Annotated in this window: 13 protein-coding genes; 11 read left to right on the top strand and 2 right to left on the bottom strand. The window is 63.5% G+C overall.

Translation table 11 applies throughout. The annotated features are described in order from the left end of the window. Positions 1-6 precede the first annotated feature (6 nt). From F3H95_RS11650 to F3H95_RS11620, 7 genes are all read left to right on the top strand, one after another. Positions 7-1,560: an ABC transporter substrate-binding protein gene (locus tag F3H95_RS11650; protein WP_188134368.1), complete on the top strand. Its 1,554-nt coding sequence runs from the start codon at positions 7-9 to the stop codon at positions 1,558-1,560. Positions 1,561-1,660: 100 nt separating this feature from the next. Continuing rightward, positions 1,661-3,211, top strand: a complete 1,551-nt coding sequence (locus tag F3H95_RS11645) for an ABC transporter substrate-binding protein (protein ID WP_149746085.1) — start codon at positions 1,661-1,663, stop codon at positions 3,209-3,211. Positions 3,212-3,277: 66 nt separating this feature from the next. Continuing rightward, positions 3,278-4,252 (top strand): ABC transporter permease, encoded by a 975-nt coding sequence (locus F3H95_RS11640; protein WP_142881138.1) that lies wholly within the window; start codon positions 3,278-3,280, stop codon positions 4,250-4,252. Between the two features lie 47 nt (positions 4,253-4,299). Beyond that, positions 4,300-5,178, top strand: coding sequence for an ABC transporter permease (locus F3H95_RS11635; protein ID WP_149746084.1), 879 nt, complete (start codon positions 4,300-4,302; stop codon positions 5,176-5,178). 17 nt (positions 5,179-5,195) lie between these two features. After that, complete coding sequence (locus tag F3H95_RS11630; protein WP_149746083.1) at positions 5,196-6,281, top strand: Gfo/Idh/MocA family oxidoreductase; 1,086 nt, start codon at positions 5,196-5,198, stop codon at positions 6,279-6,281. Between the two features lie 54 nt (positions 6,282-6,335). Further along, positions 6,336-7,262 (top strand): dihydrodipicolinate synthase family protein, encoded by a 927-nt coding sequence (locus tag F3H95_RS11625; protein ID WP_149746082.1) that lies wholly within the window; start codon positions 6,336-6,338, stop codon positions 7,260-7,262. Between the two features lie 155 nt (positions 7,263-7,417). Beyond that, positions 7,418-8,110 (top strand): DUF2161 domain-containing phosphodiesterase, encoded by a 693-nt coding sequence (locus tag F3H95_RS11620; RefSeq protein ID WP_149746081.1) that lies wholly within the window; start codon positions 7,418-7,420, stop codon positions 8,108-8,110. Positions 8,111-8,128: 18 nt separating this feature from the next. Here F3H95_RS11620 and F3H95_RS11615 read toward each other — a convergent pair whose 3' ends face one another. Both F3H95_RS11615 and F3H95_RS11610 read right to left on the bottom strand, forming a co-directional pair. Beyond that, on the bottom strand, positions 8,129-9,055 hold the full coding sequence (locus F3H95_RS11615) for a proline iminopeptidase-family hydrolase (protein WP_188134366.1): 927 nt from the start codon (positions 9,053-9,055) through the stop codon (positions 8,129-8,131). 68 nt (positions 9,056-9,123) lie between these two features. Beyond that, positions 9,124-9,891: a LuxR family transcriptional regulator gene (locus F3H95_RS11610; protein ID WP_188134365.1), complete on the bottom strand. Its 768-nt coding sequence runs from the start codon at positions 9,889-9,891 to the stop codon at positions 9,124-9,126. A 145-nt stretch (positions 9,892-10,036) separates the two neighbouring features. Between F3H95_RS11610 and F3H95_RS11605 the strand changes: the two genes are divergently transcribed. The 4 genes from F3H95_RS11605 to F3H95_RS11590 are packed head-to-tail and all read left to right on the top strand — an operon-like array spanning position 10,037 to position 14,368. Then, positions 10,037-10,927 carry a proline iminopeptidase-family hydrolase gene (locus F3H95_RS11605; protein ID WP_142881133.1) on the top strand — a complete coding sequence of 297 codons (891 nt, stop codon included), beginning with the start codon at positions 10,037-10,039 and terminating at the stop codon, positions 10,925-10,927. A 2-nt stretch (positions 10,928-10,929) separates the two neighbouring features. Further along, positions 10,930-11,868, top strand: coding sequence for an ABC transporter permease (locus F3H95_RS11600; RefSeq protein ID WP_149746223.1), 939 nt, complete (start codon positions 10,930-10,932; stop codon positions 11,866-11,868). 8 nt (positions 11,869-11,876) lie between these two features. Then, positions 11,877-12,686, top strand: coding sequence for an ABC transporter permease (locus tag F3H95_RS11595; protein ID WP_149746079.1), 810 nt, complete (start codon positions 11,877-11,879; stop codon positions 12,684-12,686). Beyond that, entirely contained in the window at positions 12,683-14,368 is a 1,686-nt protein-coding gene (locus F3H95_RS11590) for an ABC transporter ATP-binding protein (RefSeq protein WP_149746078.1), read from the top strand. Before F3H95_RS11595 ends, F3H95_RS11590 begins: the two co-directional genes overlap by 4 nt. Positions 14,369-14,391 lie beyond the last annotated feature (23 nt).

The following is a 14,391-nucleotide window of genomic DNA, read 5'->3' as shown; positions in this document are numbered from 1 at the left end:
TCAGAAATGGGAAAGAACGGTCTTTTCATTGCCGGCTTGGCGGCCCTTATGGCCTCCGCCGGCATCGCCTCCGCCGCACCGCCGGATGACACGCTCGTCCTCGGCATTTCCGCGGACGCGACCACCTTCGATCCGGCCGCCATCAGCAGCCGCGACAACTCCAACATCGCCAAGCATATCTTCGGCACGCTCTATGAGGTGAGCGCTACCGGCGAAATCGTGCCGCAGATGGCCGAATCCTACAAGGAAGCGCCGGACGGCCTGTCCTATACCTACAAGCTGAAGCCAGGCCTCACCTGCGAGGACGGCGAGGCCTTCACCGCAGAAGATGCCGCCTATTCCTTCAACCGCGCGGCAGACCCCGCCAACAAGTTCACCGGCAACACGCCGGGCTTCGTCTATTCCTCCATCGCCTTCAAGGGCGCGGAAGCGGTGTCGGACCTCGAGGTCAAGGTCAAGCTTGGCCAGAAGAACCCGGTTTCCTTCGGCCTGATTGCCGAAGTCTTCATGCACTGCAAGGACAGCTACGAGAAGATGAGCCTGCAGGATGCCGCCACCAAGCCGGTGGCATCCGGTTCCTATCGCCTCGTCTCCTGGGATCGCGGTTCCAAGATCGTGCTGGAAAAGCGCCAGGAGCCGGCAACCTTCAAGACCATTGTCTGGCGGGTCATCCCGGAAGCCTCGACGCGCACCGCCGAACTGATCGCCGGCAATGTCGACATCATCACCAATGTCGCACCCGACCAGATCGGTACCATCAACAAGTCCGGCGTCGCAGAGGTCAAGGGCGTTGCCGGTACGCGCCGCATGTATGTGGGCTTCAACCTGCGCGGCGATTTTGCCAAGACGCCGGGCGGCGCGGCCATCCAGAAGACGGATGTCCGCAAGGCGCTTCAATACGCGATCGACGTGCCGGCGATCTGCAAGCAGCTCCTCAACTTCGAGTGCACCCGCGCCACCGGCCTCGTCAATCCGCCGAATGCCAATCCGGCGCTGAAGCCTTATCCCTATGATCCCGACCAGGCGGAAAAGCTGCTGGATGCGGCAGGCTATCCGCGGGGCGCCGATGGCACCCGTTTCACGATCAAGATGCAGGCCCCGCGCGGCCGCTATCTGAACGATGCCAATGTGGCGCTCGCCATCGGCCAGTATCTGAGCGATGTCGGCGTCAAGACGGATGTCGAACTGCTGGAGTGGTCCTCGGTCTATGTGCCGCTGATTTCCAAGCATGACGCAGGCCCGCTGTTCTTCCTCGGCAGCGGCGGCGCCACCTGGTCGGCGCTCTACGACATGACCGATCTTTCCACGCCGGATGCCGGCACGAACTACACGTCCTGGAGCAATCCGGCCTGGTTCGACGGCTGGGCGAAGATTGCTGCCGCCGGCTCGGCTGCCGACCAGCGCAAGATCATCGACCAGATGCTGGACGTTTTCTACAACGACCCGCCGTGGCTGATGCTCTACTTCCAGCCGGATTTCTACGGCGTGTCGAAGCGCGTCGCCTTTGCGCCGCGGCGTGACGAGAAGGTCTATCTCTTCGACGCCAAGCTGAACAAGTGATCGGATGACAGTCGCCGCCGCCCCTTTTCGTCAGGGGCGGCGGCGATCGGGACTGCATGGGCATAATCAAAGACAAAAACGTCTTGAAGGGGAACCCACGATGACAAGCCTGATCCGCATCCTGGCAACGGGCTGCGCCTTGCTCTGCGGCCTTGCCGCCGCGCAGGCCGCACCGCCGCCGGACACACTGGTGGTCGGCCTCAGCGCCGACGCCTCCACATTCGATCCCGCCCAGATTTCAAGCCGGGACAACGCCAATATCGCCAAGCACATTTTCGCAACGCTTTACACCGTCAACTTCGAGGGCGAGATCAAGCCGTATCTCGCGGACAAGACGGAGGTCAGCGCCGACGGTCTCTCCTATCTGATCAAGATCAAGCCGAACCTCACCTGCGACAATGGCGAGGCGCTGACGGCAGAGGATGTCGCCTATTCGTTCAACAGGCCGGCGGACAAGTCCAAGAAGTTCACCGGCAATTCGGCAGGCTTCGTGTTTCCGACGCTCGGCTTCAAGTCCGCCGAGGTGGTGGACGACCTGACGGTGCGTATCAACCTGTCGGCGAGGACGACGCTCGCGCTTGGCATGATGGCGCAGATCTACATCCACTGTAAGGATGCCTACGAGGCAATGACGCTGGAGCAGGCGTCCACGAACCCGGTCGGCTCCGGCTCGTACCGGCTGGTGTCCTGGCAACGCGGCTCGCAGATCGTTCTGGAAAAGGTCAAGGATCCCGGCCGTTTCAAGAGGATCGTGTGGCGGATCATTCCCGAGGCCTCGACCCGCACGGCCGAACTGATCGCCGGCAATGTCGACATCATCACCAACGTGTCGCCCGACCAGATCGGCGCGATCGATGCGTCCGGCACGGCAGCGGTGGAAAAGGTGAGCGGCACGCGCCGCATGCAGGTGGGCTACAACCTCAGTCCCAATGCCGCCGGCATGCCGGGTGCGGCCGAAATCCAGAACCCCAAGGTGCGCTTTGCCCTGCAATATGCGGTGGATGTGCCGGGCATCTGCAGCCAGTTGCTCGGCACCACCTGCGAGCGGGCCACCAGCCTCGTCAACCCGCCGAACGGCAATCCGGACCTGAAGGCGGTGCCCTATGATCCCGCCATGGCCGAAAAGCTTCTGGACGAGGCCGGCTATCCGCGCGGTGCCGATGGGGTGCGTTTCCATATCCGCCTGCAGGGACCGCGCGGCCGCTATCTCAACGACGCCAATGTCGTGCAGGCCATCGGTCAATACCTGACGGATGTGGGCGTACAGACGGATGTCGAGCTTCTCGAATGGGCCTCCGTCTACTCGCCGCTGCTGCGGGCGAAGAAAATGGCGCCGCTGTTCTTCCTGGGGCAGGGCGGCGTCACCTGGAACCCGCTCTACGACATGAGCCTGTTTTCCACGCCGGACGCCACCACCAACTACCAGAGCTGGACGGATCCGCGCTGGTTCGACGACTGGAAGCTGGCGCTGGCCGCACCTTCCGTGGCCGAAGCCCGGCCGGTCATCAATCGCATGCTGAAACTCTTCTATGAGGAAGGCCCCTGGCTGCAACTCTATTTCCAGCCGGATTTCTACGGCGTGTCGAAGCGCGTCGCCTGGAAGCCGCGGCGTGACGAGGAAATCGATCTCTTCGACGCCTCCCTGAAATAGCAGCCCCCGCGCTGCGCAGGATCAGCCTGCGCAGTGCAAGCCATCACAGACGAGACAGGACGTGGCATGTGGACTTTCATCATTCGCCGGTTGCTTCAGAGCATCATCGTGATCTTCGGCGTCACCGCGATCAGCTTCGTGGCGCTGCAGATCGGTGGTGACCCGACCTATCTTTACGTGTCGGAGCGGGCGACGGCGGAAGAAATCCAGCAGACGCGCGTGGCGCTCGGCTTCGACCGCCCGCTCTACGAGCAGTATTTCACCTTCATCGGCAATCTGCTGCATGGCGATTTCGGCACTTCGCTCTCCTACAAGCGGCCGGCGCTCGAGGCGGTGCTGGAGGCGCTGCCGGCGACCATCGAGCTGACGCTGTTTGCCATGATCTTCGCGATCGTGCTCGCCATTCCGCTTGGCGTGTTTGCGGCGCTCTATCGTGGCTCGGCCCTCGACGGGTCGATCATGACCATGGGCATGCTGGGACAGTCGATTCCGAGCTTCTGGCTCGGCATCATGATGATCATGTTCTTCGGGCTCTATCTGCGCTGGCTGCCGATCTCGGGCCATGTGCCGTTCCTGGTGCCGCTGCTGCAGGGCCATGTGGTGGAAGCCTTCAGCCAGCTGCCGATGGCGCTCTACTATCTCGTGATGCCGGGTGTCGCGGTGGGCTTCTATTCGCTCTCGCGCAATGCGCGGCTGGTGCGCTCTTCCATGCTCGAAGTGCTGGGGCAGGATTTCGTCAGGACCGCCCGCTCCAAGGGCATTCCGGAAGCCGCCGTCATCATTCACCACGCGCTGCGCAATGCCTGGTTGCCGGTCGTTACCATGGTCGGGCTGGAATTCGGCTTCCTGCTTGGCGGTGTCGTGGTCGTCGAGATGATCTTCTCCTGGCCCGGCATCGGCCGGCTGGTGTTCAACGCGATCAACCAGCGCGACATTCCCGTCGTGCAGGCCTGCGTGATCATGCTCTCGGTCATCTTCATCAGCCTCAATCTCCTTGTCGATCTGATCTATGTGCGGATCGATCCGCGCGTGAAACTGTAAGGGTCCGAACCATGGCTTCAGCAACCCAAGGCCTCCCGCAACCGGCCATGAATTATCGACGCCGGGAATTCAGGCGCGCCTGGCGCAGCATGGTCGCGGCGAAATGGCCGCTTCTGGCCTTGCTCATCCTCGTCTGCGTCATCTTCGCTGCCCTCTTCGGCCCGCAGATCGCGCCGCTTGATCCCAACCGCCAGAACATCATGCTGCGGCTCGCCGGCCCCATGACCGAGGGCCGTGGCAAGACGCTCTTCCTGCTCGGCACCGATGGCCTCGGGCGCGATGTCTTTTCGCGCCTTCTCTATGGTGCGCGCGTCTCGCTTCTGGTCGGCATCAGCGCCATCCTGGTCGGCGGTACGATCGGCGTGGTGGCAGGGCTGGTGTCCGGCTATTTCGGCGGCTGGATCGATGACGTGATCATGCGGCTCGGCGACATCCAGCTGGCCTTCCCCTTCATCCTCTTTGCCATCATGTTCCTCGTCATCCTGGGGCCGGGGCTTGCCAACATCATTCTGGTGCTGGGCGTCGGGCAGTGGGTGACCTATGCCCGCATCGTGAGAGCGCAGACTTTATCGCTGCGTGAAAAGGAATATGTCGAGGCGGCGCGCGCGCTGGGCGACAGCACGGTCTCCGTCATATTCCGCACCATCCTCCCCAACATCATGGCACCGCTGACGGTGATTGCCTCCTTCAACGTGGCAAGCGTCATCTTGTCGGAAGCCTCGCTCTCCTTCCTTGGCCTCGGTGTGCCGCCGTCTGTTCCCACCTGGGGATCGATGCTGGCGGAGAGCCGCGACCAGCTTCTGGCCAACAAGTGGTGGCTGGCCTTCTATCCCGGCATCGCCATCGTCATGACGGTGCTTTCCTTCAACATTCTGGGCGACTGGCTGCGCGATTTCCTCGATCCGCGCCTGAAGACGCTCGGCTGACCCCAAGGACATCCCTCATGAAAGTTGGAATCATCGGCGCGAGTTTCGCCCGCGCCGCCTATCTGCCGGCGCTTCGCCACGTGGAAGGCGCCGAGGTGGTCGCCATCGCCGCAAACCGGATCGAAAGTGCCCGCGATGCGGCAGAGGCTTTTGCGGTCCCGCATGCCTATGACGACTGGCGCGCGATGCTTGGCGCCCATCGCCTTGATCTCGTTCTGATCTCGACGCCGACCGATACGCATGCGCCAATGACGCTCGCAGCACTGGAGGCCGGCGCGCATGTGGTCTGCGAAAAGCCGACGGCCATGAATGCCACGCAAGCGGCTGCCATGCTGGAAAAGGCGGAGACGCTCGGACGCGTTCACATGATCGACCACGAACTGCGCTTCAACCCGAACCGCCAGCGGATGGCGGAACTGATCGGCGAGGGCGCGCTCGGCGAGATCCGTCACGTGAATATCGCCAATATCGGTTCGTCCTGGGCCGATCCCGCCTCGCGGCCTAAGGGCGACTGGTGGTCGCTGGCGGAAAAGGGCGGCGGGCGGCTGGGCGCCAATGGCAGCCATCAGGTGGATCTCGTGCGCTGGTGGCTGGGGCCCGTCGCCTCCGTGATCGGACAGGCCCTGACCATGGTTCCCGATCGGACCGACAAGCGGACCGGCGAAAGCTGGACGGCGACCGCCGACGATGTTTCCCACCTGACGCTGCAAATGCAAAGCGGGGCACTGGCGCAGATCTTCATGAGCGGCGTTGCCGCCCACAACATGGGCAATGTGACACAGGTCTTCGGCTCCCGCGGCACGCTCCTTCTCGACAACGAGACCGAAAGGTTGCTTTATGCGCGCGCCGGACAGTCGTTCGAGGATATTTCGGTGGAGGATCCGAATGCTGCGCTGCCGGGGCTGAACAAGGGCATCTGGAACGTGTCCGTCGTCGCGGCCCTGCGGGAAGTGGCGGCGGCCATCACCGGCGGGCGGCGGCTGGCAAAGGGGGCGACCTTCTTCGACGGACTGGCGAACCAGCGGGTGCTGGACGCGGTCCTGGACGCGACGGCATCGCGCCGGTGGATCGATCTGCCTCCGGAAGAGAGAATACCCGCCTGACACGACGACAGACATCAGAAAACAAGGCCGCAAGAGCCGAGAGGAGACACGCCCATGACATTCGGACCGCAGGCAAAGGGCGTCTACGCCATCGCCACAACCCCCTTCCTTGATGACGGAAGCCTTGACCACGCCTCGATCGATCGATTGACGGATTTCTATGAGGACAGCGGCTGCACCGGCATCACCATCCTCGGCATCATGGGGGAAGCGCCGAAGCTCGAGCCTTCGGAATCGCGTGCCATCATCCGCCAGGTCGTTTCGCGCGCGAAAGTGCCGGTGATCGTCGGCGTGTCGGCGCCGGGATTTGCCGCGATGCGCTCGCTGGCGCGTGACGCGATGGACATGGGGGCCGCCGGCGTGATGATCGCGCCGACGCCGGCGCTTCGCACCGACGAACAGATTCTCGGCTATTTCGCCCAGGCCGTGGAAGCGGTCGGCACCGATGTTCCCTTCGTATTGCAGGACTATCCGCTGACACTGTCGGTCGTGATGTCGGCCGGCGTCGTGGCGCGGATCATCAACGACCATCCCTCCTGCCTGATGCTGAAGCACGAGGACTGGCCGGGGCTCGAAAAGATCTCCAAGCTGCGTGCCCTTCAGGCGCGGGGGGAACTGCGGCCGGTCTCGATCCTCTGCGGCAATGGCGGGCTCTTCCTCGATTTCGAACCGGAACGTGGGGCCGATGGCGCCATGACCGGCTACGGTTTCCCGGACATGCTGGTGGAGCTGATCGGCCTCCACGCGAGCGGTCGCCGCGAGGAGGCGCATGATCTCTTCGATGCCCATCTGCCGCTCATCCGCTACGAGCAGCAAATCGGGATCGGCCTTGCTGTGCGCAAGCATGTGCTGATGCGCCGCGGCGTGATGACCAGCGACGCCCAGCGCAAGCCCGCAGTCTCCCTGACGCCTGCCGCCCGCGCTGAAGTCGATTACCTCCTGGCGCGCCTTGCGAGAAAGGATGCGCGCGCCGCCGTCTGACGGCGTTTGACACCGGATGGGCCTTTCCTACCTGTCGGCTGCCGGGTGAGGGAAGCGAGCGCAGACCCTCCCTCCTGCGGGGCGAGAAAGGCTGTCCGGATCGGCCGGATTGATCTAGGAAGGTGTTTCGCGTCCAGCATGAAACCGGCAGGCCCATGGAAACCTCCCTCTATCTTCCCGTCAAAAGCTTCCTCGAAGCGGCTGGCTACAGTGTCAAGGGCGAAGTCGGCGGCTGCGATCTCGTGGGGCTGAGCGACGAGGATCCGCCCGTCGCGGTGGTCTGCGAACTGAAGTTGACATTCAATCTGGAACTCATCCTGCAGGCCGTCGATCGGGCGGCGGTCGCCGACGAGGTCTGGATCGCGGCGCGCATCTCGGCGAAGGGCAGGGGGCGCGAGGCCGACAAACGCTACCGCGATCTCTGTCGCAGGCTCGGGATCGGAATGCTCGGCGTGTCTGACGGCGGAGAGGTCTCCGTCATCGTCGGCTCCATCTCGCCAATGCCGCGCGCCGATCGCAAGCGGCGCTCGCGCCTCATGCGGGAACATCAGCGGCGGCGCGGCGACCCCGCCGTTGGCGGAAGCACCCGCGCACCGCTGATGACGGCATATCGTCAGCAGGCTCTTTCCTGCGCGGCGGCACTGGAGGCCGGCCCCTTGCGCGTGCGCGAGATCAGGTCCAGCGCCCCGGACGCCGGCAAGATCCTGCTTGCCAATGTCTATGGCTGGTTCGAGCGCCTCGACCGGGGCGTCTACGGCCTGACGACTGCCGGCCGGGAGGCCTTGCTGCGATGGCCGCAGCGGGAGATACAGGCGACGACGCCTGCTTCTCCCGAAGACGCCGGATAGAGATCAGGCTCTGCCGTCTCAATCCTGCTCGCGCAGGAACGCTGAGACCGTCTTCAGGCACAGTTCCTTTTCCTCCACATGCGGCATGTGGCTGGATTGTTCGAACAGCACCCAGCGGATATCGGGAACACGCTCCCGATAGGGGCGCACCACCTCCGGCGTTGCCTCGTCATGGGCGCCTGAAATCAGAAGCGTGGGCGCTTTGATCTTGTGGAGCCGGTCCTCGATGGTCCAGTCCTTCATTGTGCCGATCACGTGGAATTCCGTCGGGCCGTTCATGTTGCGATAGACGGTGTTGTCCTCGTCCATGGCGGCGAAGGTGCGGGCCACATCCTCTGGCCAGGGTGTTACGCGGCAGACATGCCGGTCGTAGAACACGCGGGAGGCCGCGATATAATCGGGATGGGTCAGGGTGCCGGCCTCCTCATGGGCGAGCAGCGTCGCCTGCACATCTGCGGGAAGGTCACGCCGCAGGCGATTGGCTTCCGTCACCCAGGTGTGCATGTTCGCCGGCGAATTGGCGATGACAAGCGCCTTCAGGCCGGCGGGCTGGCGCACCGCATGTTCGGCCCCCAGCATGCCACCCCAGGATTGGCCGAGGAAGGCATAGCGGTCGGAAATGCCGAGATGGGCGAGCAGGGCGTCCAGCTCCTCAAGGAACAGCGAGACGGTCCAGAAGTCCGGTCCCTTGTCCGGCAGATGGGTGGATTTGCCGTTGCCGAGCTGGTCGTAGTGGATCACGGCGCGTCCATCGAGCCCGGCAATACCCTTGAAGCTGTCGACATAGTCATGCGTGCAGCCAGGCCCGCCATGCGCGACGACGAGCGGCAGGCGGTCGCTCTCGAGGGTGCCGGTGATGCGATACCAGGTCTGGTACTCGCGAAATGGCAGGAAACCTTCACGCGTTTCGACGGACTGCACTCTGTGCTCCTTGGATTGGGACATCTTCGGAGCCCACCATAGGCTGGCCTCTGTCGGCGCGGCAGCTATCACAACTGATAGGGTGTGAAGGGTCAGCCGCGCGGCTGGTCGAACATCCGCAGATGCGCTGCGCGTGCCACCGCCTGGGTGCGGTTTCGTGCGCCAAGCTTGCGGGTCGCCGCATTCAGATGCATCACCACGGTTGGTACGGAGCGATCGATGAGACGGGAAATTTCCTTGGCGGAATAGCCTTCGGCTGAATAACGCAGGCACTCGCGCTCGCGTGTCGTCAGGCGTGGCAGGCCGGAAAGCGTTTGTTCGCGGGCAATGCGACGTGCCGCCGCCCGCTGGAAGAGATGGGCAACCAGGCTGAAATCGCCAAGACACTGGCGGGCGTCGCGCTCCAGCCGCGCGGGATCGCCGGCGCGAATGCCGGTCACGGTGGCATAGTCGCCACCCGGCAGGTGAATCGGCACCGTCACGCCCGCCGTCAGCCCGCGCGCCCAGAGGAACTCGGCCACCGGCGCCGAGTCCTCGTTCATGAAGGCGTGAATCAGCGTCTGCGCCTTCGGGTCATAGTTCCAGAAGAAGGGCGCGGTGGTGCCGAGCGCTGCATGCTGCACCGGGTCATGCCGGAAATAGCCGCGGCTGCACCAGTAATCGCGCATCGTCTCATCGACATTGCGCAGCTCCAGCACGGTCGGGATCATCAGCTGACCGCTGAGATCATAGCGGCCCGGCGTATAGTCGTAGATCAGCGTATCGAACCCGTAATCCTGCATGGCCACGAAAAGCTCGTCGATCTGGCCGGACAGGCTCCCGGCCGCTGCAAACCGTTCTTCGATGCCGATCATGTCCATGCCAACCTCTCGCCGCCCTGCGCCGGGTCCGTCGCCCGGCATCGCGTCAGGGATCTTCACCCTATCACTTCTGATAGCTGGTGTAGAGCCTCATTTGCTTTAGAAATAAGCCTGCATAAATGTTGTGCAGGAGCGAAGATATATCATGTGGCGCGAAATCGAGCCGGACGAGAGGCTGGAGCTGACGATCCACGGTTTTCGCGTCGTGGCCTATGTCTTCGGCTCCGGACCGGAAACGCTGTTCTGCCTGAATGGCGGACCTGGGCTTCCCTGTGATTATCTGCGTGAGGCGCATTCCTGTCTGGCCGAGCGCGGCTTTCGCGTCGTGGCCTTCGACCAGCTGGGTACCGGCGCCTCGGAGCGGCCTGACGATGCACGTCTGTGGACCATCGAACGCTATGTGGCCGAGACGGAAGCGGTGCGCCAGGCGCTGGGGCTCGGGCCGGTTCACCTCCTCGGACATTCCTGGGGCGGATGGCTGGCCATCGACTATGCGCTGACCCACCCGGAGGCGGTCAAGAGCCTCATTCTCGCCGATACCGTCGCCGACATGCCCCATCTCGTCAGTGAACTCGAGCGCCTGCGCGCCGCACTCGGACCCGAGACGGTGGCCATGATGCAGGCGCACGAGGCGGCCGGCACCTACGACCATCCCGAATATCTGGCTGCGATCACGCTCTTGAATTACCGCCATGTCTGCCGCCTGCCGGAGTGGCCGGCCCCGGTCAGGCGCTCGCTCGCGGACTGGAACATGGGGCCGTACATGACCATGCAGGGGCCGAACGAGTTTCTCTACACCGGCAACCTGAAGACCTGGAACCGCATTCCGGACCTCCCGAATATTTCCGCGCCCGTGCTGATCGTCGTCGGCGAGCACGACGAACTGACACCGGCCTGCGCGCTGCGCATGAAGAACGCCCTGCCCGAAGGTGCGCGCGTCAATGTCGTACGCAATGCCAGCCACATGCCCTTTTATGAAAACCCGGAGGGCTATTACCCGCCGCTGCTTTCCTTCCTTGAGAGCGTGACGGGCTGATGCTGCATCGCTACCGCTTCATCCTGACGAGACCCCTGCAGTTCCTGCCGGTGATCCTCGGCGTTTCCATCATCACCTTCGTGCTTGTCCGCCTGATTCCCGGTGATCCTGCCCGTGTGCTGCTGGGGACGAAAGCGACGCCGGAGGCGATCGCCAACATTCGCGCGCAATTCGGCCTCGACCAGCCGATCTGGCAGCAATATTTCTATTTCGTCAAAAACCTGCTGCAGGGCGAGATGGGGCGCTCGATCACCTTCCGGATCGATGTGCTGCAGCTGATTTCGACCCGCATCGAGCCGACGCTGGCGCTGGTCTTCTCGTCCGTTCTCCTGTCGGTTCTGATTGCCGTTCCGCTGGCCGCCGTTGCCGCGCGCAACGAAGGCCATGCCGTGGATCACGCGGTGCGCATCATCTCCACCTTCGGCATCGGCTTTCCCTCATTCTGGCTCGCTTTGATGCTGATCCTGCTGTTTTCGGTCAGCATCCCGCTTCTGCCCGTCTCCGGCTATGGCAACACGCTGAGCGAAAAGCTTGTCCATCTCGTGCTGCCGTCGCTCACCATCGCGCTGTCGCTCTCCACCGTGCTGATGCGCTCGCTGCGGGCCGCCATGATCGACTGGCTGACATCGGATGTGGCGACGGCCGCCCGCGCCCGCGGCATGCCGGAAGGCATCGTCTTCTGGCGCCATGTGGTGCCGAATGCCGTGGTGCCGACGATCAACCTGCTCGCCGTCAACATCGGCTGGCTGATTGGTGGAACAGTGGTGGTGGAGAGCGTGTTTGCATTGCCCGGCATGGGGCAACTGCTCGTCCGCGCCATCTTCTCGCGCGATTACATGGTCGTTCAGGGCGTTGCGATGGTTTTTGCCTGCGCCACCGTCTTCGTCAACTTCCTCGCCGACATCGCAACCGTCGCCGCAGATCCGCGGGTGAAGCTGTGAGCGGCGCCATGGTCAGGTCACGTAACGCAACGCTTTATGCCGGGCTCACCATCTTCGGCGTCTTCGTGCTGATGGCGCTGCTGGCTCCGCTTGTTGCGCCCTATGATCCGATCTTTCAGGATGCGGCGGCGCGACTGAAAGCCCCAAGCCTCGCCCATCCGTTCGGCACCGACAATTTTGGTCGCGACATCCTTTCGCGCGTCATCCATGCGGCGCGCATCGATCTGCAGATGGCGCTGATCGGCGTCGCCTTTCCCTTTGCGATCGGAACGGTCGTCGGCGCCATTTCCGGCTTCCTGGGCGGTCTCGTCGACGCAGTGCTGATGCGGCTGATCGACGTCATCCTCGCCTTCCCCTTTCTTGTCCTGATGCTGTCGATCATTGCCATCCTCGGGCCGGGCCTTGGCAGTTTCTACATCGCGATGGCGCTGGTCGGCTGGGTGTCCTATGCGCGGCTGATCCGCGCGCAGATCCTTGTCCTGAAGAACAGCGATTATGCGATGGCCGCCGAAAGCCTCGGCTTTTCGAAGGCACGCATCCTCTTTCGCCATCTGCTGCCCAATGCGGTGGCCGGCTCGATCGTGTTTTCCATGTCGGATGTGGTGCTGGTGCTGCTGTCCGGTGCCGCGATTAGCTATCTCGGTCTCGGCGTCCAGCCGCCAACCGCCGAATGGGGGGTGATGGTGGCGGAGGGACAGGGTTTTGTCACGCAGGCCTGGTGGATCACGCTGTTTCCAGGCCTGTCGATCGTGGTCCTCGCCTTCGGCTTTTCCCTTCTCGGCGATGGTCTTGCGAAGTGGCTGGGAGTGAACGGATGACGACGACCTTGTCTCCCGCAACACCGCTTCTTGCCGTCCGTGATCTCTCGGTCGCCGTCGACGCCCCGGAGGGCCTGCGGACCCTGCTCGACAGCGTGTCGATCGAGATTGGTCGCGGCGAGGTGCTGGGCCTCGTCGGCGAAAGCGGTTCCGGCAAGAGCCTGCTCTGCCGCACGCTGGTCGGTCTGATGCCATCGACCGCCATACGTCGCACAGCCGGGTCGATCCTGCTTGGCGGGCAGGAGATTGCCGGCGCCAATGAGACGGCCCTGCAGGCGATCCGCGGCGCGCGCATCGGCATGATCTTCCAGAACCCGACCAGCCACCTCGATCCGGTGATGCGCATCGGCGACCAGATTGTGGAAGGCATCCGCTTTCATCAGGGGCTTTCGCGCGAGGCGGCAAAATCGCTCGCGCTCGACATCATGGAGCAGGTGGGCTTCACCGATCCGCCTCGTCAGTTTTCAAGCTATGCGCACGAGTTTTCGGGCGGCATGCGACAGAGGGCGATGATTGCCATCGCACTGGCCTGCAATCCGGAAATCCTGATTGCCGACGAGCCGACGACGGCGCTCGATGTCACCATTCAGGCGCAGATCCTGCATCTGCTGCTGGATCTGAGGACCAGACGCGGTCTCTCGCTCATCCTTGTGACGCATGATCTCGGCGTCGTCGCCCAGACCTGCGACCGCATTGCCGTGATGCGCCATGGCCGGATCGTCGAAACGGGCGCGAAGCGGCAGATTCTGAAGGACCCGCAGGCGGACTATACGCGGACGCTGATTGCCAGCCATCCCTCCATGCCAGCGAAGCTGGATGCAGGCCTTGCAGTTGCTCATTCCGGTGAGGCACGACAGGGGGCCGGCAGGCCGCTGATCGAGATCGATGATCTCGCCGTGCGCTTCCCTGCGGGTGGCGGTCTCTTCTCGAAACGCCGCAATTTTAGCGCCGTGGAAGGCGTATCGCTTCAGATCTGGCCTGGCGAGACGGTCGGTATTGTCGGCGAAAGCGGCTCTGGCAAATCCACGCTGGCGCGGGCGATGCTCGGCCTGACGCCGGCCTCCTCCGGCCATGTCAGTTTCGATGGCGCGAGCCTTGGTCTGCAGCGGGCGGAGGCGCTGCGCGCGCTCCGGACACAGGCTGCGATGGTGTTCCAGGACCCCTACAATTCGCTCAATCCGCGCATGACGATTGGCGAAACGCTGGCGGAAGTCCTCAGTGTGCAGAAGAAGATCCCGGCTGCCCAGATACAGGAGCGGGTGGGCGAGCTTCTCGATCTTGTGGAACTTGACCGCAGCTTTGCGCAGCGCAAGCCGCGCACGATGAGCGGCGGCCAGTGCCAGCGCGCCGGCATCGCCCGCGCGCTTGCCATCGATCCCCGCGTCATCGTGGCCGATGAATGCATTGCCGCCCTCGACGTCACCATTCAGGCGCAGATCGTCGCCCTGTTCCGCAAGCTGGTTGCGACCATGGACCTGACGCTGGTGTTCATCGCCCACGACCTGCCGGTGGTTCGCTCGCTCTGCCGGCGGGTCATCGTCATGCATCACGGCCGCATCGTTGAGGAAGGCCTGTCCGAAGACGTGTTCGCGCATCCGCGTGAGGCCTATACCGCGGGCCTGATCGACGCCATTCCCGATATCGACCCCGACAGGCCGCTTTCGGGCCGTTCCACCCCATAAAACAACCACCAGAGGATCGATCC

It is taken from the genome of Rhizobium sp. RU35A, from assembly GCF_900156005.1.
GTDB classification, from domain to species: domain Bacteria; phylum Pseudomonadota; class Alphaproteobacteria; order Rhizobiales; family Rhizobiaceae; genus Neorhizobium; species Neorhizobium straminoryzae.
The sequence above is the reverse complement of the archived record's forward strand: the minus strand, read 5'-3'. Positions and strand labels throughout refer to the sequence as shown.

Bases quoted from the DNA above. Each gene is read 5' to 3' on its own strand.
- F3H95_RS11650 (WP_188134368.1), top strand. From the start codon at position 7: ATGGGAAAGAACGGTCTTTTCATTGCCGGCTTGGCGGCCCTTATGGCC.
- F3H95_RS11645 (WP_149746085.1), top strand. From the start codon at position 1,661: ATGACAAGCCTGATCCGCATCCTGGCAACGGGCTGCGCCTTGCTCTGC.
- F3H95_RS11640 (WP_142881138.1), top strand. From the start codon at position 3,278: ATGTGGACTTTCATCATTCGCCGGTTGCTTCAGAGCATCATCGTGATC.
- F3H95_RS11635 (WP_149746084.1), top strand. From the start codon at position 4,300: ATGAATTATCGACGCCGGGAATTCAGGCGCGCCTGGCGCAGCATGGTC.
- F3H95_RS11630 (WP_149746083.1), top strand. From the start codon at position 5,196: ATGAAAGTTGGAATCATCGGCGCGAGTTTCGCCCGCGCCGCCTATCTG.
- F3H95_RS11625 (WP_149746082.1), top strand. From the start codon at position 6,336: ATGACATTCGGACCGCAGGCAAAGGGCGTCTACGCCATCGCCACAACC.
- F3H95_RS11620 (WP_149746081.1), top strand. From the start codon at position 7,418: ATGGAAACCTCCCTCTATCTTCCCGTCAAAAGCTTCCTCGAAGCGGCT.
- F3H95_RS11615 (WP_188134366.1), bottom strand. From the start codon at position 9,055: ATGTCCCAATCCAAGGAGCACAGAGTGCAGTCCGTCGAAACGCGTGAA.
- F3H95_RS11610 (WP_188134365.1), bottom strand. From the start codon at position 9,891: ATGGACATGATCGGCATCGAAGAACGGTTTGCAGCGGCCGGGAGCCTG.
- F3H95_RS11605 (WP_142881133.1), top strand. From the start codon at position 10,037: ATGTGGCGCGAAATCGAGCCGGACGAGAGGCTGGAGCTGACGATCCAC.
- F3H95_RS11595 (WP_149746079.1), top strand. From the start codon at position 11,877: ATGGTCAGGTCACGTAACGCAACGCTTTATGCCGGGCTCACCATCTTC.
- F3H95_RS11590 (WP_149746078.1), top strand. From the start codon at position 12,683: ATGACGACGACCTTGTCTCCCGCAACACCGCTTCTTGCCGTCCGTGAT.